Genomic DNA, 21,711 nt, shown 5'->3' with positions numbered 1-21,711 from the left:
TGTTTCAGGTTAGCAACGGACGCCGATTGCGCCAGTCGATTGGATCCACTGAACGTGCGGGATATGTTTCGAAAAGTTGTCGATCCGTTACCCCATGGCACTGAAAAAACCTGTACGCGCCGCAGATTACTGTCCAGAAAGGCCGTTGGCCGATAAAGCGCAGTGGAAGGCAAACTACCCATCTGGTTACACTACGCCGCCGCGCTCGGGGGGAGCCGGCCCGACGATGACGGAGTGACCTCACCGTGCCCGCCCGACCGCCCGAACGTTCGCGTCTGTCCCAGCGCCTTTCAGGGTTGCGCCGTTTGTTCGGCCAGCGAAACCTGGCCAGTGCTAGCCATTGCGCCAGCGCCCAGTCAATCCGCGATTACTTCCGGCTCAAGGCCCATGGCCAGGGTTATACCCTCAGCCACAGCCAGCAGCGGGTGATCGACTGTATGGCACAGCAAGCCGGCCTGTTGTTCGGCCCTTCGGCGCAAACCCCGCCCAGTCTTTATCTCTACGGTGCCGTCGGGCGCGGCAAGAGCTGGTTGCTCGACGGTTTTTTTCAAGCCTTGCCGATCCAGCAGAAACAACGCCTGCACTTCCATGAATTCTTCGCCCGCCTGCATCAGGGCATGTTCCGGCATCGCGAGCAGCAAGACGCCCTCGCTGCCACGCTCGACGAACTGCTGCAGGACTGCCGGGTACTGTGCTTCGACGAATTCCATGTGCATGACATCGGCGACGCGATGCTCATCACCCGGTTGTACAAGGCCTTGTTCCAGCGTGGGATCTTGTTGCTGGTGACCTCCAACTATCCGCCGGAAGGCCTGTTGCCCAATCCGCTGTATCACGCGCGGTTCAAACCGGTGATCGACCTGATCAACGCGCGCATGCAGGTCATGGAGGTCGGCGGCCCCCACGATTACCGCAGCCAGGCGCGCAATCACGCGCATCAGTTGTTCACTCAGGGCCATTACGTCTGGCCGGCCACACCGGCACAACGGCTGGCGCTGGATTTACCGCCACGGGAGGCCGCGCCGCAACCGATAACGGTTGGCAACCGGGTCTTGCAGGCGCGTCTGTGCGAAGGTCGCCGCGTCGGTTTCACCTTCAATGACCTGTGCGAACAGCCCACGGCCGTGATGGATTATCTGGAATTGTGCCGGCGCTTCGACCACTGGATCATCGATGAACTGCCGGAGCTGGACGAATGCTCGATCGCCGTCCAGCAGCGCTTCATCAACCTGATCGACGTGCTCTACGACCAGGACAAACACCTGACGCTGCTCGGGCGCCAGCCTCTGCATGAAAGCCTCGCCGGCAACACCATCGACCTGGCCCGCACCCGCAGCCGGCTGGGGCAATTGGCGGAAGTGCGCGAACCGGCCTGATTTACCGTTATCATGCCGGCCATTCCCGGCGTCACGGCGCCCTCTCGATAGCGACCTTATTTACATGCACACCCTTGCTCAATTGCGCGCCGGCGAACTGTCGGGCATCACCCGGCTGGACCTGGTCGAAGGCTTGACCGAGTTCCCACAAGAGATCTTCGACCTGGCCGACACGCTGGAGATACTTAACCTCAGCGGCAACAAACTGAGCAGCCTGCCGGACGATTTGCATCGTTTGTCCCGTCTGCGGGTGCTGTTCTGTTCCGACAACCGGTTCACCGAGTTGCCCGAGTGCCTCGGTCAGTGCCAGGCCCTGAGCATGATCGGCTTCAAGGCCAACGGGATCGTCCGGGTGTCCGGCACCGCCCTGCCACCGAAGCTGCGCTGGCTGATCCTGACCGACAACCTCATCGAAACCCTGCCCGCCGAACTGGGCGAGCGCCCGCTCCTGCAAAAACTCATGCTCGCCGGTAATCGTCTGAGTGCGTTGCCGCCATCCTTGAGCCAGTGCCATCGCCTGGAGCTGATCCGCATCGCCGCCAACCAGTTGACGGAACTGCCGCAGTGGCTGCTGACCCTGCCGAGCCTGACCTGGCTGGCCTACGCCGGCAATCCGCTGGAAACCGAGGCCGATGCCGCCGCGCTGGAAGCCACGCCGTTGATCGACTGGTCGAGCCTGCGTCTCGAACAGCGGCTGGGCGAAGGCGCGTCCGGGGTCATTTCCCGTGCGTCGTGGCAGCCGGTCGGCCAGCCTGAGCGTTCGGTGGCGGTAAAGCTCTACAAGGGCGAGATGACCAGCGACGGCTCACCGTTGCACGAGATGAACGCCTGCATCACCGCCGGGCTGCACCCGAACCTGATCCGGGTCGAGGGGCGCATCGGCAATCACCCCGATGGCCAGCAAGGGCTGGTGATGCAACTGATCGACCCGAGCTATCGCAACCTCGCCGCGTTGCCGAGCCTGGCCTCCTGTTCGCGGGATATCTACACCGATGACTGCCGGTTCAGTGCCGATGTCGCCTTGCGCATCGCCAAAGGGATTGCGTCGGTCGCCGAACACCTGCATGAACAAGGCATCACCCATGGTGACCTTTATGGGCACAACATCTTGTTGAACGATCAGGGCGACTGTCTGCTGGGGGATTTTGGCGCGGCATCGTTCCATGCCACCACCGACAACCCGGAAACCCGCGCGCTGCAACGCATCGAAGTGCGAGCGTTCGGGATTTTGCTGGGGGAATTGCTGGCGCGAATCGACTCGGGGCTGAGTGCGGATCGGCGTGTGCGACTGGAGGCGCTGGAACAGCGCTGCTGTCAGCCGGATGTGCTGGCGCGACCGGGTTTCAACGAGGTCGTGCAACAGCTGGAAGCGTTGTAAACGCTACACCGCCATCGCGAGCCAGGCTCGCGATGGCAGCATTTATGACGCAGCGGATCAGCCGGCCAGGCCGACGAACATTTCCTGCACGTCGTCGTGGTTGTCGAGGCCTTCGAGGAACGCTTCGACTTCTGCCATCTGCTCGTCGCTCAGGCCGCTGACCGGGTTCTTCGGCTGATAGCCCAGCTTGGCCGACAGCACGGTGAAACCTTGCTCCGGCAGGGCTTTCTGCACGGCGTCGAGGTCGGTCGGATCGGTCAGGAACAGGGTCGCACCCTCTTCGCCCGGCTCGAAATCCTGGGCACCGGCTTCGATCGCGGCCATTTCCGGATCGGCATCCGGGGAGTCCGGCGAGGCTTCGATCATGCCGACGTGGTTGAAGTCCCACGCTACAGAACCGGAAGCGCCCAGTTGGCCCTTGCGGAACGCCACGCGGATTTCCGCCACGGTGCGGTTGATGTTGTCGGTGACGCACTCGACGATCAACGGAACCTGGTGCGGAGCGAAACCTTCGTAAGTCACGCGATGGTACTGAACGGTCTCGCCCAGCAGGCCCGCGCCTTTCTTGATCGCGCGATCCAGGGTTTCCTTGGGCATCGAGGCTTTCTTGGCCTGTTCGACCACCAGACGCAGGTGTGCGTTGGTGGCGGTATCGGCACCGTTGCGGGCAGCGATGGTGATTTCTTTCACCAGTTTGCCGAAGATCTTGCCCTTGGCGTTGGCTGCCGCCTCTTTGTGTTTAACCTTCCACTGTGCGCCCATTACTCACTCTCTTGATCTGTGGCGCCGAGACATCTATTGGCCGACGCGTGGCGCCAAGTTTATACGGCCTAAAGTCGGCAATCGACCAAAAATTCCGTCACGTGTCGACATCTTCTACACACCTTGTAGGGCGATTCTGAAAAACCGCTTTGTCATGACCATTTAGCACTGCGGTTTCGTACCCTCTGTGGCCCGTATTACCCGACAGAGCCCGTGCGAATGCTCAATGACAAGGAAAGTCCCTTCACGCTGACACTCACCGACGGTGGCCTGTGCCTGCCGGTATTGCGCTTCAGCGGCCACGAAGCGTTGAACCGACCCTACCGATTCGAGATTGAAGTCATTGGCCTGGCGCCGGCCCTGGCCCCCGCCAGTCTGTTGCATCGCCCGGCGTTCCTGCAGTTGAGTGAAGATCATGGCCTCCACGGCACCCTTCACAGCGCCGGTTGTGAACACCGCGGCGCCCACCGGATCGGTTACCAGTTGGTGCTGGTGCCAGACCTGCAGAAACTGGAGCAACAGCCCAGACGCCGGGTGTTCACCCGATTGAGCGTGCCGGACATTCTCGAACGCTTGCTGACAGAACATCGCCTGCCCGCGCACGGCTTCCGCTTCGATCTGACGGTGGGGTACTACCCGCCGCGCCCGTTCTGCATCCAGTACGACGAGTCGGACCTGGCGCTGCTGCATCGATTGTGTGAAGAAGACGGCATCCACTATCACTTCGAGCACGGGCCGGAAGGCCATGTCGTGGTGTTTGCCGATGACAGCCTGAGCCTGCCCCAGCCCCCGATACCCGTGCCCTTCAGCCCGGAGAACGAGGCACATGCTCCCACCCTCAGTACGCTGTTCCTGCGTCACGACCCCGTCACTGCGCAGGCGTCGCCCACCGTCCGCGAACGCGGGCAGCCCGGCAACGATGATGAAGCGGCCAATCACGCGGTGACAGGCGTCATGCCCCTGCGAGGACTTCCGTCGACCGGTCAACGCTACGCCGATCAACGCAGCCGCCGCCAGCTGGAACGCCAGCGCTGCCAGTACCGTTGCATTGAGGGGCGCAGTGATTGCCTGCAGCTGCTCAGCGGCCGTTTGTTGCAGGTCACGGATCATCCGGTGGGCGCATTCAACGACCAGTGGCTGATCACCGAGTTGCGCCATCAGGGTCAACAGCCGTCGATTCTCGATCCGATGTCCACGCCCCGTCGTTATCACAACGATTTCACTGCACAGCCCTGGTCAACCGAGTTTCGCCCGCCGCTGCGACAGCCACGTCCGAACATTCCGGGTTATCACCCGGCGCAAGTGCTGGGCTCGCCCGGGCAACCTGCGCAGCTGGATGATCTGGGTCGACTCGCCGTGCGGTTATGGCCCGCGCTGACACAGAATGCCGACGTTGACGGCTTGTGGCTGACGATTGCCGTGGTCGGCAGCGGTAGCCGGATCAACAGGGAAGCGCTGCCCCGCGCCGGCAGCGAAGTGTGGGTGAGTTTTCTCGACAGTGACCCGGATCGGCCGATCCTGTGCCTGGACGTCAGCCAGCCTCGCCCGGCACGCAAAACCCCGGAACCGTCCGATAACGGTCTGCTGCTCGACTGGCTGCTCAACCGCGCCCCGCCTTCGTCCTGATGTTCAACCCTTGTCGGCCTTGCCGGCAGCGGCAGCGAATTTCGCCAGGCGCACATCGAGATGCCGTGGTCGCCGCCCGTGATCCTCGGCGCGCTCCTTGCGGCGAATGGCGTTGCGCACCATCAGCGAGCCGAGATAACGGATCGGCTCCGGCGGAAAATACCCCAGCGGTCCGTTGACCAGCGGCGAACGCGTCCACGGGTTGTCGAGGCCTTGCACCAGCGAGGCGAGAATCTGCCCGCCCATGTGGCACGGCCCGACACCACTGCCGGAATAACCGAAACCATAGAACACATTGCCGCTGGCACTCATCTGGCCGAAAAACGGCAGGCCGGTGACCGAGCGATCCGACGGGCCGTTCCACGTTGCGTCGACTTTCACATCGGCAAAGGCCGGGAAGAAATCGTCGAGGCTGCGCTTGAGCAACCCGGCGTATGGCGATGGCTGGTCGAATACCGGCAGCATCCGCCCGCCATAAGCGAAGGTGTTGCCGCCCTTGCCGAGCATGATCCGGCCGTCCGGGGTGTTGTGGTAGTAGTGCACGAAGATCCGCGAATCGAGTACGGTCACGCCGCTGGTCAGGCCGATTTCCTGCAACAGTTCCGGGCGCGGTTCGGTGATCAGCATGTCGCTGGAAACGATCGCCACACTGCGTTCGAACTGCGGAAAAGCCCGGGCCATCCAGGCATTCATCGCCAGCACCACACGGTCGGCGACCACGCTGCCACTGGCCGTCTGAATGCGCGCCGGACGGCCCTCCTCAAGCCCGGTCATCGCGGTGTTTTCATGGATCCTGACGCCGAGTTGCAGCGCGACTCGCCGCAGCCCGCGCACCAGTTTGCCCGGCTGCACACTGGCGGCCGCAGGCGAAAACCAGCCTTCCAGATGCTTGTCGGAACCGGCCATTCGCTGCACGTCGGCAACGGGACGCTGGGTGAACGAGTTGATGCCGTTGCGCTCGAGCGCGGCAATCACCGCATCGGTCGAGCCGCATTGCGCGCGGTTGGTGGCGGTGTAAAGCGTGCCGTCGAGGCGGTAATCGGCATCGACGCCGTACTGCTCGCAGAACTCGCCGATGGCGTGAATGCTGCGCTCGGACTCCTTGACCAGCCGTACCGCCTCTTCGACACCGAACAGCCGCTCGAGGGTGAAATACTTCGCCGACCACGACAGCGCACAACCGCCGTTGCGCCCACTGGCGCCGGCGCCGCAGATGTCGGCCTCGATCAGCAACACATCGAGTTCGGGGTTCTGTTGCTTGAGCATGATCGCCGTCCACAACCCGGTGTATCCACCACCGACGATGCAAACGTCGGTGCGCACTTCGCCTTGCAGCGGCGGGCACGGCTCGGACGAATCGAGCTGCAAGGCCTGCTCCAGCCAAAACGGTCTCATGAACATTCTCCAGTCAGTCGGCCACGGCACAGCCTGCCGCGAATGCCGCAGCAGGCCGCGAGGCAGGTTTTTCAGTTACGCAGGGGTTTGATGGTCAGCGCCCGATTGGGCACCGAGGCACGGGGTTCCATGACGCCGACCGGGCGGCTGTTCCAGTGTGGTATCAGCACCAGCGCCGAGAACAGCGCGCAACCGGCGAACACGATGAACACCGTCACCGAATCGAAATACCCCGGCAGCAAACCACCGAGCACCGCACCCACCGAGCCGCAGCCGTTGACGAATCCCGCCGCCGTGGCGCCAGCCTTGGCCTTGCCGAAATCGATGGCGGCTGCACCGCTGATCATTGAATCCGGGCCATACAGGGTCAGGCCCATCACGAACAACAGCGCGACTACCAGCATCACGCTGCCGGTGTGCAAGGCGCCCATGAACAGCGCGAGGGTCACGGTCAGCGCCAGCAGGCTCAGGACGCAGGCCGGCATGCGACGGGCACCGAACAGTTTGTCCGAGGCCATGCCGATCATGATCGGCCCGAGCAGCCCGGCCAGTTCGAACGCAGTCGGAATGATCGCCGCCCCGACCTTGCCGACCGTGGGCATCTGTTCAAAGACGATCACCGGGCCCCACAACAGAATCGCGTAACGCGCCGGCTTCAGCAGAAAGTACGCCAGACCCAGCACCAGCACCGTACGGTTGCGCAGGATTTCCTTGAGCGGTTCCCAGACGCTGAGTTTGCTGTTGGCTTCGGCTTCTTCGGCACTGATGACCGGTTCCGGCTCCACGGCAGGCAGGCCGACATCTTCCGGTTTGTTGCGCTGAAAGATGAAGAACAACAGCGCCACCACGGCCACCACCACCGCACTGGAAATGAACGCCGCGTGCCACGAACCGATCAGCGTGTAAGCCCACCAACCGGCGAACGGCGACGCCACCAGGCCGCCAAACGCGTAGCAGGAACTCCACAACCCGAGCACTCGCCCGCGCTGTTCGGCGGGGAAGAAACTGCCGAGGTTCTTGCACAGCCCCGACCAGCCGGTGGACTGCGCCAGCCCTTGAATCAGCATGCAGGTGGCGAAGATTGGGAGGGTCGCGAAACTGCCCATCACTAATGCCGCAGCGGCGGAAATCAGCAAGCCGCCAAGCACCACGACCCGTGGGCCGAAGCGGTCGGCGAGCATGCCCCAGGTGAACTGGCCGATGGCGTAGGCCGCCAGATAAATCGCGTCGAGGTTGGCCATGGCCATTTTGTCGAGCATGAAGGTGGGGTCTTCGGCGATGCCCAGTTTGGCCACCGAAAAAGCTTTGCGGGTGAAATAGAACGCGGCGTAAGCGAGCCAGGTGACAGCGAAGATCTGCATGCGCCAACGCGCAATGGTGCCGATGTGCTTGTTCATTGTGGTTCTGACCTCAGGGTGTGAGTGTGCCGGCAGAATCGTTAAGTAAACGCCTGTGTTTTTTATTGTTGAGCACTGCGATATCACCCCGTCCCTTCGGCGATACCGGTCAGATGAGTCCTGCTGTTGCACGCACAGGCTCATGGCCAGCGTCGCTGCCCGACCGGGCAGTCAGCGTTGGCGTGAGCGGATCAAAGCAATTACTGTTTAATAAATAAAATCGATTTATCGTATTTCACACATAAGCTCAGCTTGTTACTGAACGCCATCTGCCAATGAGGAATCAGCGATGTCGGTTTCCCACGCCCAGCTCAAAGCCTTTCACGCCGTGGCCGTGCACGGAAGCTTCACCAAGGCCGCCGAGCGGCTTTATCTGACGCAACCGGCGATTTCCGACCAGGTGCGCAAACTCGAAGAACGCTTCGGTGTGCTCCTGTTCCACCGCAACAAACGCTCGGTGCGCCTGACGGATCTGGGCGAACGCTTGTTGGCAATCACCCAGCGCCTGTTCGTGGTCGAGGCCGAAGCCCAGGAGTTGTTGCAGGAATCTCAGGCCCTGCAGACCGGCAGCCTGATTCTGGCGGTGGACGCGCCGGTGCACGTGCTGCCGCAGATCGCCCGGTTCTGCGAGCGCTATCCGGGGATCAGCGTAAAGATCGAAACCGGCAATACCGATGAGTCGCTGTTCCGCCTGTTCAACTATCAGGCCGATCTGGCATTGCTCGGGCGCGATGTCAGCGATGAACGCCTGCTGTGCGTGCCATTGCGCAACGATCCGATGGTGGCGTTCGTGTCGCGTCATCATCCGTGGGCCGAGCGCGAATCGATCTGCCTGGCCGACCTCGATGACACGCCGCTGGTATTGCGCGAACACGGCTCGGTAACCCGCCAGACCCTGGAAGAGGAAATGGCCCGCGCCGGTTTCCGCATCCGCCCGGCGATCCAGGTCGAAGGCCGGGAAGCCGCGCGGGAAGCGGTGGTGGTCGGGATTGGCGTGGGCGTGGTGTCGGCGGCGGAGTTTGGTGCGGACTCACGGGTCTGCGCCCTGCCGATCACCGATTGCACCCGGCGGTTGACCGAGACACTGGTGTGCCTGCGGGAGCAGAGTTCGCGGCGGGTGGTGGCGACGTTTCTCGAGATGGTGCGCGAGAGTCTTGTTCAGACCGGCGCCAAACCGAAAAACGCCTGAATAAGCCGCAATTCGCGCCGCCGCTCCACGCAACCGATCATGTGCCGGTTCACCAGCCCTTCTCCCGCGATGGGGATCGCGACGACACGGGGGTCATGGCTGACCTCCACCGATGACACCACGCCAACTCCCAACTCAGCCGCCACCGCTTCCGTCACCGCCTCACGACTGTCCAGTTCCAGCAACACCCGTGGACTGACCGACGCCTGCGCACAGGCCTGATCGAAGGTGCGCCGGGTAATCGAACTCGGTTCGCGCAACACCATGATCACCTGATCCAGCTCCTTGAGCCTGACTTCGCCGCTGCGTGTCGCCCAGGGATGCCCGGCCGGCACCAGTGCGCAGATCCGCGATTCGCTCAGGGCTTGCAGGTGCAGGCCCTTGCGCGGCTCGACTTCGGTCAGCACCGCCACGTCCGCGTGCTCGGACAACAACGCCGCCAGGGTTTCCTGAGCGTTGCCCAAACGCAGGTTCACGGTAATTCCCGGATAGCGCGCCCGCAGGCTGGCGAGCATCGGCATGACCATGTGCGGGCCGTCCGCCGCGACCTCCAGGCGTCCGGTCAGCAACTGCCGATTGGCTTCGAGCAACGCCTGGGCCTCTTCGGCCATGCCGAACATCGCCCGGGTGATCGCCGCCAGTTTGATGCCCTCCTCCGTCAACTCGACCCGGCGCGCCGTTCGTCGCAACAGGGTGATCTGGTAGTGCTCCTCCAGCGCCTTGATGTGCCCGGTAACCGCCGGCTGGCTGATGAACAACCGCGCGGCGGCACGGGTGAAGCTGCCTTCCCGGGCCACGGCGTCGAAGGCGCGGAGCTGGAACAGGTTCATGAATAACCCTCACTGATGGCTGGCATAACAACAAACAATTTGATTGATGATCCGCCGAATTGCAACGTATGCCCCGTAGCTTCATCCCACAGCGCTATCGCGAGGACACACGAATGAGTACTGCCGCACCCATCCTGCTCACTCCCGGCCCGTTGACTACCTCGGCCCGCACCCGTCAGGCGATGATGGTCGACTGGGGTTCATGGGATGACCGCTTCAATCAATTGACCGCCAGCCTCTGTGAGCAACTGCTGGCCATCATCAACGGCGCCGACAGCCACCACTGCGTGCCTTTGCAGGGCAGCGGCACCTTCGCCGTCGAAGCTGCCATCGGCACCCTCGTCCCTCGCGACGGCAAGGTGCTGGTGCTGATCAACGGCGCCTATGGCAAACGTCTGGCGAAAATCTGCGAAGTGCTCGGCCGCTCGTTCAGCACCTTTGAAACCGCTGAAGACGAGCCGACCACCGCCGCCGACGTCGACCGCCTGCTGCGCGCCGACAGCGACATCACCCACGTCGCGCTGATCCACTGCGAAACCAGCACCGGCATCCTTAACCCGCTGCCGGAAATCGCCCAGGTCGTCGAACAGCACGGCAAACGCCTGATCATCGACGCCATGAGCTCCTTCGGCGCGCTGCCGGTGGATGCACAGCAAGTCCCGTTCGATGCGCTGATCGCCGCCTCCGGCAAATGCCTCGAAGGCGTACCGGGCATGGGCTTCGTGTTTGCGCACAAAGAGTCCTTGGCCGCAGCCGCCGGTAACTCGCATTCGCTGGCGATGGACCTGTTCGACCAGCACAGCTACATGAAAAAGACCGGCCAATGGCGCTTCACCCCGCCGACCCACGTGGTCGCGGCGCTGCACGAAGCCCTGCTGCAATACAACGAAGAAGGCGGCCTGCCGGCGCGGCATGCGCGCTACGCCGCCAACTGCCAGGCGCTGATGGAAGAGATGGGCAAACTCGGCCTGCGCAGCTTCCTGCCTGCCGCGATTCAGGCGCCGATCATCGCGACCTTCCATGCACCGAAAGATCCGCGCTACCAGTTCAAGGACTTCTACGAACGGGTCAAGGCCAAGGGTTACATCCTCTACCCCGGCAAGCTGACCCAGGTCGAGACTTTCCGCGTCGGCTGTATCGGCCACGTCACCCCGGCGCAGATGCGCGAAGCCGTCGCGGCGGTGGGTGAAGTGCTGCGCGAAATGGAAGTGCTCGACATCTGATTCACCCGGCCCGCTCCTTTATTTGAATTGCATTGCCACCACAGGATTCTGACCAGCATGAACTACAACAACCCAACCCAACTGCAAGCCGCCATCCTCGACTGGGCCGGCACCGTGGTCGATTTCGGCTCCTTCGCACCGACCCAGATCTTCGTCGAAGCCTTCGCCGAATTCGATGTCCAGGTTTCCATCGAAGAAGCCCGTGGCCCGATGGGCATGGGCAAGTGGGATCACATCCGCACCCTGTGCGATCAGCCGCAGGTTGCCGAGCGTTATCGCAAGGCGTTCGGCCGCACCCCGACCGACGATGACGTGACCGCGATCTACAACCGCTTCATGCCGCTGCAGATCGAGAAAATCGCCGAGCACTCGGCGCTGATTCCCGGCGCACTGGAGACCATCGCCAACCTGCGCCAGCAAGGGATCAAGATCGGTTCCTGCTCCGGTTATCCGAAGCAAGTGATGGACAAGGTCGTGGCACTGGCCGCCACCAACGGCTACATCGCCGACCACGTGGTGGCCACCGACGAAGTGCCGAACGGCCGCCCATGGCCGGCCCAGGCCCTGGCCAACGTGATTGCACTGGGCATCGACGATGTCGCCGCCTGCGTGAAGATCGACGACACCGTACCGGGGATTCTCGAAGGTCGTCGCGCCGGGATGTGGACCGTGGCGCTGATCTGCTCCGGCAACGCGCTGGGTCTGGATTACGAAGGCTACCGCGCACTGGGCAGCGACGCCCTGGCCAGTGAACGCAAGCGTATCCACGCCCTGTTCGAAGGCTCGCGTCCGCACTACATGATCGACACCATCACCGACCTGCCGGAAGTAATCGCCGACATCAACAAGCGTCTGGCCAAGGGTGAGATGCCGCAAAGCAGCTGATAACGCGACCTGCAGCAAACAAAAACGCCAGTGTCGGGCAGACACTGGCGTTTTTTTATGGGCAAACCCCTGATTTCGCGCAATGAAAGAGTTTTTAGACGCGCGCAAATCGGCCAAAGCGGATTACAGTTAAAGCATGCCGTCGCTCAAGAACGGCACGTTTCGACCCTGATCCGTGAGGAAATACCGTATGCCGTGGACAAGTTCCGAATCACGCTACAGCACCGTGTCAGTCCTGTTGCACTGGTTGATGCTGGTGTTGTTGGTGCTGGTGTATGCCAGCATGGAATTGCGAGGCATCTTTCCCAAGGGCAGTGGCGGCCGCTCGCTGATCCGCGAAGTGCATTACATGCTCGGCCTGACCGTGTTCGTGCTGGTGTGGTTTCGCCTGGTGGCACGCAGCATCGGCCCGGCGCCGAAGATCTTCCCTGCCTCACCGCAGTGGCAGACCGCACTGGCCCGGCTGATGCACTGGGTGCTGTACCTGTTCATGATCGCCATGCCGATCCTGGGCTGGCTGATCACCAGTGCCGAGGGGCATCAAGTGATGTTCTACGGTTTCGACCTGCCGTTGCTGGTGCACGAGGACAAAGCCTTCGCCAAGCAGGTTGAACACTGGCACGTACTGATCGGCAACATCGGCTACTGGCTGATCGGCCTGCATGCGCTGGCCGGGCTGTATCACCATTACGTGGTGGGCGATAACACGCTGCTGCGGATGATGCCCAAGCGCAATCAGGGTTGACCGTAGAATCCACGCCGGCCCTGCAAGCCGCCGGTGTGGATGAAGATCAAGCGCGTACCGCTCTTGAAACAGCCCGCCTCGATGTGTTGTTTGAGCGCGAGCAAGGCCTTGCCGGTGTACAGCGGTTCGAGGGGAACGCCGCTTGCCCGCTCGGTCTGCGCGATGAATTCAAGCAACGGCGCATCGACTTTGGCGAAGCCGCCACGGCTGGCATCGATCAGCTCGTAGCCGCCGATATCACCGACAATCGTCTCGACATTGGCCGCGACGCCGTGATCATCGGGCACGGCCATTGCGCCGTACACCGGGTGTCCACCCGCCTCTGCCAGCACCAGTCCCGCAAGAGTGGTGCCGGTGCCACAGGCCAGCCACCAGCCGTCATGGTTGTCCCAGCCGAGCTTGCCGAGTTGATTACTCACTTGATCCTTCAGTGATGCGCAACCCTGCGCACCGGGCAACCCGCCGCCACCTTCGGGCACCGGATGCAGCGTCGGGTACTGCGCCAGCCACGGCTGCCAGAATCCCGGTTCATGCCGTGCCCGATAACCGCCATAACCGAGCCAGTGCAACTGCATGCCGAAATCCTGCAGATCCCTCACCGTCGGCGTGTCCTGCGGATGTCCGCGCAACATCCCGACCGTTGTGAATCCCAGGCGTTTGCCCGCCGCGGCCAGTGCATGCAGATGATTGGAGTGCGCGCCACCCAGGCTGATGATGCCTTTGGCACCCGCACGGTCGGCGGCTTTCAGGTGTTCGACGAGTTTGAACCACTTGTTGCCGCTGATCAGCGGGTCGATCCGGTCGAGGCGCAGGATAGCCACTTCAATGCCGGCGGCACTGAGCCAGTCCAGATGAAGGGGTTCGAGGGGGGCTGGGGCCAGCCAGTCGGTGGGAGGCAGAAACATGAAGGCCGGCTCTGTAAAAAGAGCCGGCATTCTAGGGTGGATCAGAGTTCGGCGGCCAGACGCGAACCCTGATTGATCGCACGCTTGGCATCCAGCTCGGCCGCCACATCGGCGCCACCGATCAGGTGCACGTTCTGCCCGGCAGCCACCAGACCGTCGTGCAGCTCACGCAGCGGATCCTGGCCGGCGCAGATGACGATGTTGTCCACCGGCAGCACTTGCGGCTCGCCGGTTTCGCCGATGCGGATGTGCAGGCCTTCGTCGTCGATCTTCAGGTATTCGACGCTGTTGAGCATCTGCACCTGCTTGTTCTTCAGACCGGTGCGGTGAATCCAGCCGGTGGTCTTGCCCAGGCCGTCGCCGACCTTGGATTTCTTGCGTTGCAGCAGGAACACGTCACGGGCCGGTGCGTGCGGTGCAGCCTTGATCCCGGCCACGCCACCACGGGCTTCCAGATTGGTGTCGATGCCCCACTCTTTCCAGAACGCAGCACGGTCCTGGCTGGTGGCCACGCCTTCATGGACGAGGAACTCCGACACGTCGAAACCGATACCGCCGGCGCCGATCACGGCCACACGCTTGCCCACCGGTTTGCGCTCGAGCAGCACATCCAGGTAGCTCAGCACCTTGGCGTTCTCGACACCCGGAATCGCCGGCACTCTCGGTGCAATGCCGGTGGCCAGAATGACTTCGTCGTAACCGCCCTCCACCAGTTTTGCCACATCGACGCGGGTGTTCAGGCACACCTCGACGTTGGTGGTCTGCAGTTTGCGTTTGAAGTAACGCAGGGTTTCGTAGAACTCTTCCTTGCCCGGCACACGCTTGGCGACGTTGAACTGGCCGCCGATCTCACTGGCGGAATCGAACAGCGTCACCTGATGCCCGCGCTCGGCAGCCACGGTGGCAGCGGACAGACCGGCAGGGCCGGCACCGACCACAGCGATCTTCTTGATTTGCTTGACCGGCAGGTAGTTGAGTTCGGTCTCGTGGCAGGCACGCGGGTTGACCAGGCAGCTAGTGAGCTTGCCGCCGAAGGTGTGATCGAGGCAGGCCTGGTTGCAGCCGATGCAGGTGTTGATTTCGTCGGCGCGGCCTTCGGCAGCCTTGTTGACGAAATCCGGGTCGGCGAGGAACGGCCGCGCCATCGAGACCATGTCGGCGTCGCCTTCGGCCAGGATCTGCTCGGCGACTTCCGGGGTGTTGATACGGTTGGTGGTGATCAGCGGAATGCTCACCGAACCGCGCAGCTTGGCCGTGACCTTGCTGAACGCCGCACGCGGCACTTTGGTGGCGATGGTCGGAATCCGTGCTTCGTGCCAGCCGATGCCGGTGTTGATGATGGTCGCACCGGCCTGCTCGATGGCTTTGGCCAGGGTGACGATTTCTTCCCAGGTGCTGCCGCCTTCCACCAGATCGAGCATCGACAGACGGAAGATGATGATGAAGTTCGGGCCAACCGCTTCACGCACGCGGCGAACGATTTCCACCGGCAGGCGCATGCGGTTTTCGTAGCTGCCGCCCCAACGGTCGGTACGGTGGTTGGTGTGGGCCGCGAGGAACTGGTTGATGAAGTAGCCTTCGGAACCCATGATTTCCACGCCGTCGTACTCGGCGGTCTGGGCCAGTACCGAGCAGGTGACGAAATCGCTGATCTGTTTCTCGATGCCTTCTTCGTCCAGCTCTTTGGGCTTGAACGGGTTGATCGGCGCCTGGATTGCGCTCGGGGCGACCTGTTTCGGGCTATAGGCATAACGGCCGGCGTGGAGGATCTGCATGCAGATCTTGCCCCCCGCTTCATGCACCGCACGGGTGACGATGCGGTGCTTGAGGGCTTCTTCCTCGGTGGTCAGCTTGGCGGCACCGGAGTACACGCCGCCCTCGTCGTTCGGGCCGATACCGCCGGTCACCATCAGGCCGACGCCGCCACGGGCGCGTTCGGCGAAGTACGCCGCCATCCGCTCGAAACCACCCGGTTTCTCTTCCAGGCCGGTGTGCATCGAGCCCATCAGGGTGCGGTTGCGCAACGTGGTGAATCCCAGGTCCAGCGGGGCCAGCAGGTGCGGGTAAGTGGCGGTCATCGGTAACTCCACAGCGAGCGATCACGGAAAATGCGGGAGCTCTGCGTCCCCCGTCAGTCATGTTCGACAGCCTAAGAGTCGCATCGCTGTCACTCAATGACCGTAACTGACAAGTTATTGATCCAAATGTGCAGCGCCCCTTGGCAAGCGCAGGCATGGGCCCTACCCTAGTCCCACACTCTGTACCCGGCTGTTGTTGGATTTCATGCGCAAACTTCTGTACCTGACCTTTTCCATGGCGCTGGTCGCCGCGCTCACCTTCTACGCCATGTGGGCGGCTGACCGCCCGGCCGGTCATTACCTGTCGGACCTGCGGATCAAACTGGCGGTCGACCAGGGCACCCGCGCCGACCGTGGCAACCTGCTGGGGATTCAGCCGGAACTGTTCCCCACCGACTACCAAAGCTCCGAGCGCCTGCACCGCAAACTCGCGGCCTATCTGCAACAGGCGCAGGATCAGGGTCTGCTCAATGACAAAACCATCGTGGTGCTGCCCGAGCATGTCGGTACCTGGCTGATGATCAGCGGCGAGAAAGACGAGTTGTACCAGGCCCCCACCCTCGAAGAGGCGATGAACTGGCTGGCCGCCAGCAACCCGTTGCAGTTCGCTCGCGCCTGGCTCACCGCCAGGGGTAGCAGCCGTCTGGATGACGCCCACCTGCGGATGAAATCCCGAGACATGGCCAAGGACTATCAGTTACTGTTCGGCGGGCTGGCCAGGGAATTCCATATCACTCTGGTGGCCGGCTCAATCGTGCTGCCCGAGCCGAACATCATCGACGGCCGACTCAAGGCCGGCAGCGGCGCGCTGTACAACACCAGCGTGGTGTTCGGACGTGACGGCGCCCCGCTCGGCCAGCCGCAACGGCAGATGCACCCGATCTTCGATCAGGATCAAGCCGCCGGCACTGGCGAGGCTTCACAGATCAATGTGGTCGACACCCCCGCCGGACGCCTCGGCGTGCTGATCGGCAACGACAGCTGGTATCCGGACAACTACCGCAAGCTCGACGAGCAAGGTGCGCAACTGATAGCAGTGCCTGCGTTCGTCATCGGGCATGGCGTGTGGGATCAGCCCTGGCAGGGTTACAGGGGCTTGAACGTGCCGGACTCGGTCAGCCTCAAACCGGGAGAGGTCAGCGAAGGCCAGGCCTGGCATCGCCTGACCCTCACGGCACAACCACCGGGCAGCCGGGCGATTGCCGGCATGAGCGTGTTCCTGCGCGGGCAGTTCTGGGACAAGCCGAGTTCCGGGCAGAGCTTCCTCAGCAGCAATGGCCAGCAGTTCGCCGACGGTGAGGCCCGTGGCGCGCGTTTGCTCAATCTCTGGTTGTAGGCCATGAAGCCGCTGCCGATGCGTCTCGGGGATCTGTCAGTGGGCTTCGTCCATAGCCTCGCCGATGCCGTGCGCAGCCATGACGCCGATCCGCAGCCGTTGCTCGAGCAATACGGCCTCGACGCGGCAAGACTGGCCGAGGCCGGCGCACGCCTGTCGATCCCGCGCTACATGCGCCTGGGTCATGGTGCAATTCAGTTGACCGGCGATCCGGCACTGGGTTTGCGCATGGGCCAGCTCAGTCGTCTGAGCCAGGCGGGATTGGCCGGCGTCACCGCGGCGCAGGCGCCGACCGTGCGCGAGGCCGCCCGCTGCCTGACGCGCTTCGAGCCGTTGTACGGCTCCAATTATCGTGGCCAGTCGAGTTTCCACGAAGACGCCAGCGGCGCGTGGCTGCGGTTCTACTCGATCAGCCCGTACAACGCTTACAACCGCTTTGTGGTGGATTCGATCATCGCCGGGTGGCTGCATCAGTTGTCCGGCGTCAGCCCCGAACCGCTGCGCGCGGAACGAATCGAAATCGAGTTCGACACCCCGGACTACCGCGACGCCTACGCCGTGCTCGGCGAGTGCCCGATCCAGTTCGGCGCCGAACACAATCAATTGCGCCTGAGCCTCGCCAGCCTGGCCGCACGCAACCCGGAGCATTGCCCCAGCACCTGGAAACATCTGCTGCAACTGTGTGAACGGGAACTGGAACAACTGACGCGAACCCGCAGTCTGCGTGAACGCATCACGCAATTGCTCGGGCCGTTGCTCAATGGCGGCCGGGAACCCGACCTGGAAGAAGTGGCGGCACGCCTGAAGCTGCCAACCTGGACGTTACGGCGCAAACTGGCCGAAGAAGGCACGCAGTTTCGCGCGATCCTCAACGACACCCGCCGCGATCTGGCGATGACCTACATCCGCGACACTGAACTGGCGTTCGGCGAAATCGCCTACCTGCTGGGTTTTGCCTCGGCCGAAGCTTTCCAGCGCGCCTTCAAGCGCTGGAACGGCCAGACACCGGGCGAGTTTCGCCGCAGTCACCGCAAGACGGGCTGAAGTCTCAGAGCTCGGTGGCGTCTTCCGCAGGCTCCGGCGAATCCAGTTCGTAAGCCTGGAATTCAAGCAGTTCTTCTTGATAGTCATCCATCGTGTAATCCCCCTCACTGCTTTGCTGAAATGGCCTGGAGCAAATGACCAGTGCCTCGAGCATAAAGTGCCCGTATGAAGGAAAAATGAAACACGGCCTTCATGAAATAAACGTAGCAGGCGGTCAGGGATTTATCGCGGGGATTTTTTCAGAAGGTGTGAACCGACATTTCAGCTCACACAGGAAACGAAGCGGGAGCGACGTTGCATCGCTCCCGCAACCGGTCAATGCCCGCTTGGCATCGCCGGGATCGGCTCTGATGGCGGCGGCAAGTCAGTCGGATTGGCCGGTGGCGTGATGACTTCCGGTGCCGGCGCTGATGTCGGAACCAGCTCCGAACCCGGGGCCGGGGTGATCGGCGCCGCCTCGGCAGGTGGAACGACCGTTTCCGAACTGACCGGACTAGCCTCTGCAGGGGCAGGCGCCGGGGTCGCGGCAGGTTCGGCGGCCGGCGCTGGAGCCGGCTCGGCCGCTGGCGTCGGGGCCAGCGCGGCCGGCGCAGCCTTGGGTTCCGGTACGCCCAGATCGGCCTTCGGTTTCTCGGTGATGTGGGCGGCTTTCTTCGCTTCGGCCGGCAGGAACAGCTCGACCAGGGTGAAGAAGCGCTCGTAGAACTTCTGCGAGGACACGGTTTCGCTGGCCACCTTGACCATCGAGTCGTCAGAGGAGCCGATCGGCATCGACACCGAGCCCAACACGCCAACCCCGAGGCTGGCCGAGTTGTTGGTCTTCTTCAGTGCGTAGCGGTCCTGAAGGGCGTTGGCGAACACGGTCGCGTGGTGCGCGGAGCTGCCGTCATCGGTGCACACCACGTTGAAGCTGATCTCCATGTGGGTTTCACCGGTCTGCTGGAAGCTCTTGTGCCCGCTGACCAGTTTCGGGTCGCTGCTGGTAATGATGTAGCCCTGGCTGAGCAACGCACGGCGCGCCGCTTCGCAGCTGGCGGCATCGGTGACCGGATAGTTGCGCGAAAAGGTGCCGGAGTCGTCGAAGTTCTCATGCTCGTAGATAGGCTTGTCCTTGGAGCAGCCGGCAGCGGCGGTCAGCAACAACGCCAACCCGAAAAAACGCACGGGAATAGAATTCAACATTAAACATCCTGAGGAAAACGGTCCGGGGCGTATTGTGCAACAGATCGCTGCCCCGCGGCGTACGGATTAGTGTCTTAAAACAGTTACAACTCTACTGACCCTCGGCGACCGGAAAAAGTCGCGCCGACAAATGATCAATGAACACCCGCAATTTGGCGGTTGCATGGCGACTTGATGGCCATAGCACCCAGAACTGTCCGACATGCTCCAGATGCTCATCCAGCACTCGCTGCAGGCGCCCCTGCCTTTGCGCCTCATGAGTCATGAAGTCCGGCAGGCAGGCGATGCCCAGGCCAGCCAGTGCCGCATGGCTGACCGCTTCAATTGATGTGCTGACCAGACGTGTCGGCAAGCCCGGCTCGGGAACGCCCTCCTCGCGCTTCAGCGGCCAGGGTTCCAGTTTGCCCGTGGCGTGAAACGTATGGCGCAAGCAAGCGTGCTGCGCCAGATCGGTGGGGATCAGCGGCACACCGTGTTCGCGCAAATACCCGGGGCTGGCCACCAGCACCATGTGAAATTTCCCCAAGGGCCGGGCCATGAGTCGCGAATCCCGAGGTTTTCCTGTGCGGATGACGGCATCGAAGCCTTCCTCGACGACATCGACCATGCGATCGGTGAGGTCCAGATCCAGCTCGATCTGCGGGTACAGCGCCATGAATTCATTCATGACCGGCATCACCAGTTCATGTACCTGGGGTAAGCTGACCCGTAACTTGCCGTGAGGCGCCGATGCGGCATCGCACAACTCGAATTCAGCCGCCTCGACCTCGGCGAGAATCTTGCGGCAGCGTTCGAGAAACAGCGCGCCTTCACTGGTGAGCGTGATGCTGCGGGTGGTGCGATGGAACAACCTGACCCCAAGCCGCGCCTCCAGCCGCGCGATGCTCTTGCCCACCGCCGAAGATGACACGCCTTGCAAGCGGCCCGCCTCGGTAAAACTGCGGGTTTCCGCCACCTGCACGAACACCGAAATACTGCCCAGACTGTCCATTCTTCCCCTCTGATTCACGACATTCCTGTCCGAGATGTTCGGAACCCTAACCTGTTTTTCCCGAATGTGCAGCGCCCTACCCTGTGGCCTTCATCTCCCTCGGCAAAATGGATGCTGGCTCATGAACGATGCACAACTCACTTCTGCAACGCTTGCCAACCCGGTCGAACCTGCAGAGCGATTACCGTTGGGTGCCCTGCTCGCACTGGCCACCGCCGGATTCATTACCGTGCTGACCGAAGCCATGCCCGCTGGCCTGTTACCGCAGATGAGCGCGAGTCTCGACGTCTCTCAGGCACTGATCGGGCAACTGGTCACGCTGTACGCCATCGGATCGATGCTGGCGGCCATTCCGCTGACCATCGCCACCCGAGGCTGGCGTCGCCGACCACTGCTGTTATCGGCCATTGGCGGTTTTGCCATCGCCAACAGCATTACCGCGATGTCGGAGTGGTACTGGCTGACATTGATTGCACGCTTTATTGCCGGCGTGTTTGCCGGGTTGCTCTGGGCGTTGCTGGCAGGGTATGCGAGCCGCATGGTGGCCCCGCATCTGCAGGGCCGCGCCATCACCGTGGCCATGCTCGGCGCCCCTCTCGCGCTTTCGTTGGGCATACCGGCGGGCACGCTGCTGGGAACTGTGGTCGGTTGGCGGCTGAGCTTCGCGATCATGAGCGCAATGACCGTGCTGCTGGTGATCTGGGTACGCTGGCAGGTACCGGACTTTGCCGGTGAGCGCGCCGGAAAACGCTTGCCACTGCGTCAGGTGTTTACCCTGCCGGGCGTGCGATCCGTGCTGTTCGTGACGCTGTCCTACGTGGTCGCTCACAACCTTCTGTACACCTACATCGCGCCGTTCCTCGAACCCTCCGGGCTCGGTGCCGAAATCGATCGCGTGTTACTGGTGTTCGGCCTGGCGTCAGTGTTGAGCCTGTGGATCGTCGGCAGCCTGATTGATCGCTGGCTGCGGGAGCTGGTACTGATCGGCACCGCATTGTTCATGCTTTCCGCGATTGCTCTGGCCCTGTGGCGGGAAATACCCGGCGTGGTCTACGCCGCCACGGCGGTATGGGGACTGGCCTTCGGCGCAATGCCTTCATTGCTGCAGACGGCCTCGGCGAAAACCGCGAAGGACGCCGCCGACACCGCACAATCGATGCTGGTGACCCTGTGGAATGTCGGCATTGCCGGTGGCGGACTGGCGGGTGGCCTGTTGCTGGCGAATCCGGGCGTCAGTGCCTTTCCCTGGATCGTTGCGGGCTTTTTGATTCTGACCCTCTGGGCGACCGTAAATGCCCGACAACATGGATTCCCACGCGCTGAATAGCGGACAAAAAAAAGCCCCGGACTTTCATCCGGGGCTTCTTTT

19 protein-coding genes are annotated in these 21,711 nt (G+C 62.5%); 10 read left to right on the top strand and 9 right to left on the bottom strand.

Annotated features, from left to right (window positions below; all coding sequences use genetic code 11):
- Positions 1 to 245 precede the first annotated feature (245 nt).
- Positions 246 to 1,376: a cell division protein ZapE gene (gene zapE, locus OQ248_RS21350; RefSeq protein ID WP_265813910.1), complete on the top strand. Its 1,131-nt coding sequence runs from the start codon at positions 246 to 248 to the stop codon at positions 1,374 to 1,376.
- A 64-nt stretch (positions 1,377 to 1,440) separates the two neighbouring features.
- The gene (locus tag OQ248_RS21345; RefSeq protein ID WP_265813909.1) at positions 1,441 to 2,754 is read left to right on the top strand and encodes a leucine-rich repeat-containing protein kinase family protein; all 1,314 of its coding nucleotides are present in this window, start codon (positions 1,441 to 1,443) and stop codon (positions 2,752 to 2,754) included.
- A gap of 57 nt (positions 2,755 to 2,811) precedes the next feature.
- Here OQ248_RS21345 and OQ248_RS21340 read toward each other — a convergent pair whose 3' ends face one another.
- Positions 2,812 to 3,516: a YebC/PmpR family DNA-binding transcriptional regulator gene (locus tag OQ248_RS21340; protein WP_265813908.1), complete on the bottom strand. Its 705-nt coding sequence runs from the start codon at positions 3,514 to 3,516 to the stop codon at positions 2,812 to 2,814.
- Positions 3,517 to 3,735: 219 nt separating this feature from the next.
- Here OQ248_RS21340 and tssI point away from each other — a divergent pair, with 219 nt between their 5' ends.
- On the top strand, positions 3,736 to 5,142 hold the full coding sequence (gene tssI / locus OQ248_RS21335; protein ID WP_265813907.1) for a type VI secretion system tip protein TssI/VgrG: 1,407 nt from the start codon (positions 3,736 to 3,738) through the stop codon (positions 5,140 to 5,142).
- A gap of 3 nt (positions 5,143 to 5,145) precedes the next feature.
- Here the strand turns inward: tssI and OQ248_RS21330 are convergent, their stop codons facing one another.
- Both OQ248_RS21330 and OQ248_RS21325 read right to left on the bottom strand, forming a co-directional pair.
- Positions 5,146 to 6,543, bottom strand: a complete 1,398-nt coding sequence (locus OQ248_RS21330) for an FAD-dependent oxidoreductase (protein ID WP_265813906.1) — start codon at positions 6,541 to 6,543, stop codon at positions 5,146 to 5,148.
- Between the two features lie 65 nt (positions 6,544 to 6,608).
- On the bottom strand, positions 6,609 to 7,934 hold the full coding sequence (locus OQ248_RS21325; protein ID WP_265813905.1) for an MFS transporter: 1,326 nt from the start codon (positions 7,932 to 7,934) through the stop codon (positions 6,609 to 6,611).
- Positions 7,935 to 8,223: 289 nt separating this feature from the next.
- Between OQ248_RS21325 and OQ248_RS21320 the strand changes: the two genes are divergently transcribed.
- Positions 8,224 to 9,123, top strand: a complete 900-nt coding sequence (locus tag OQ248_RS21320; protein ID WP_265813904.1) for a LysR family transcriptional regulator — start codon at positions 8,224 to 8,226, stop codon at positions 9,121 to 9,123.
- Here OQ248_RS21320 and OQ248_RS21315 read toward each other — a convergent pair.
- The gene (locus OQ248_RS21315; protein WP_265813903.1) at positions 9,093 to 9,953 is read right to left on the bottom strand and encodes a LysR substrate-binding domain-containing protein; all 861 of its coding nucleotides are present in this window, start codon (positions 9,951 to 9,953) and stop codon (positions 9,093 to 9,095) included. The genes OQ248_RS21320 and OQ248_RS21315 overlap by 31 nt on opposite strands.
- A 113-nt stretch (positions 9,954 to 10,066) precedes the next feature.
- Here OQ248_RS21315 and OQ248_RS21310 point away from each other — a divergent pair, with 113 nt between their 5' ends.
- The 3 genes from OQ248_RS21310 to OQ248_RS21300 all read left to right on the top strand — a co-directional run bounded on the left by OQ248_RS21310 (position 10,067) and on the right by OQ248_RS21300 (position 12,806).
- A complete protein-coding gene (locus OQ248_RS21310; RefSeq protein WP_265813902.1) occupies positions 10,067 to 11,176 on the top strand; it encodes a 2-aminoethylphosphonate--pyruvate transaminase in 1,110 nt (369 codons plus the stop codon).
- 57 nt (positions 11,177 to 11,233) lie between these two features.
- Positions 11,234 to 12,061 carry a phosphonoacetaldehyde hydrolase gene (phnX, locus tag OQ248_RS21305; protein WP_114884124.1) on the top strand — a complete coding sequence of 276 codons (828 nt, stop codon included), beginning with the start codon at positions 11,234 to 11,236 and terminating at the stop codon, positions 12,059 to 12,061.
- A 190-nt stretch (positions 12,062 to 12,251) separates the two neighbouring features.
- Positions 12,252 to 12,806, top strand: a complete 555-nt coding sequence (locus tag OQ248_RS21300; protein WP_265813901.1) for a cytochrome b — start codon at positions 12,252 to 12,254, stop codon at positions 12,804 to 12,806.
- Here OQ248_RS21300 and OQ248_RS21295 read toward each other — a convergent pair.
- Together OQ248_RS21295 and OQ248_RS21290 are read right to left on the bottom strand one after the other, a co-directional pair.
- Complete coding sequence (locus OQ248_RS21295; RefSeq protein WP_265813900.1) at positions 12,797 to 13,711, bottom strand: pyridoxal-phosphate dependent enzyme; 915 nt, start codon at positions 13,709 to 13,711, stop codon at positions 12,797 to 12,799. The genes OQ248_RS21300 and OQ248_RS21295 overlap by 10 nt on opposite strands.
- Positions 13,712 to 13,752: 41 nt before the next feature.
- Entirely contained in the window at positions 13,753 to 15,789 is a 2,037-nt protein-coding gene (locus OQ248_RS21290; protein WP_265813899.1) for an NADPH-dependent 2,4-dienoyl-CoA reductase, read from the bottom strand.
- Between the two features lie 205 nt (positions 15,790 to 15,994).
- Here OQ248_RS21290 and OQ248_RS21285 point away from each other — a divergent pair, with 205 nt between their 5' ends.
- Positions 15,995 to 17,125 (top strand): carbon-nitrogen hydrolase family protein, encoded by a 1,131-nt coding sequence (locus OQ248_RS21285; protein ID WP_265813898.1) that lies wholly within the window; start codon positions 15,995 to 15,997, stop codon positions 17,123 to 17,125.
- A 3-nt stretch (positions 17,126 to 17,128) separates the two neighbouring features.
- Positions 17,129 to 18,169, top strand: coding sequence for an AraC family transcriptional regulator (locus tag OQ248_RS21280; RefSeq protein WP_265813897.1), 1,041 nt, complete (start codon positions 17,129 to 17,131; stop codon positions 18,167 to 18,169).
- Positions 18,170 to 18,173: 4 nt separating this feature from the next.
- Here the strand turns inward: OQ248_RS21280 and OQ248_RS21275 are convergent, their stop codons facing one another.
- The 3 genes from OQ248_RS21275 to OQ248_RS21265 all read right to left on the bottom strand — a co-directional run bounded on the left by OQ248_RS21275 (position 18,174) and on the right by OQ248_RS21265 (position 20,342).
- Entirely contained in the window at positions 18,174 to 18,323 is a 150-nt protein-coding gene (locus OQ248_RS21275; RefSeq protein WP_170929600.1) for a hypothetical protein, read from the bottom strand.
- 161 nt (positions 18,324 to 18,484) lie between these two features.
- Positions 18,485 to 19,351, bottom strand: coding sequence for a DUF2242 domain-containing protein (locus OQ248_RS21270; protein ID WP_265813895.1), 867 nt, complete (start codon positions 19,349 to 19,351; stop codon positions 18,485 to 18,487).
- Between the two features lie 91 nt (positions 19,352 to 19,442).
- On the bottom strand, positions 19,443 to 20,342 hold the full coding sequence (locus OQ248_RS21265) for a LysR family transcriptional regulator (protein WP_265813894.1): 900 nt from the start codon (positions 20,340 to 20,342) through the stop codon (positions 19,443 to 19,445).
- A gap of 121 nt (positions 20,343 to 20,463) precedes the next feature.
- On the opposite strand from OQ248_RS21265, the gene OQ248_RS21260 reads away from it, so the two are divergent.
- Positions 20,464 to 21,669: an MFS transporter gene (locus OQ248_RS21260; protein ID WP_265813892.1), complete on the top strand. Its 1,206-nt coding sequence runs from the start codon at positions 20,464 to 20,466 to the stop codon at positions 21,667 to 21,669.
- The last annotated feature ends 42 nt before the right edge of the window (positions 21,670 to 21,711 follow it).

Origin of the sequence: Pseudomonas sp. COW5, assembly GCF_026240005.1 — a bacterium.
Lineage (GTDB): Bacteria > Pseudomonadota > Gammaproteobacteria > Pseudomonadales > Pseudomonadaceae > Aquipseudomonas > Aquipseudomonas kribbensis.
Note: the sequence above shows the minus strand (reverse complement) of the source record. Positions and strands in the feature narration are given on the sequence as shown.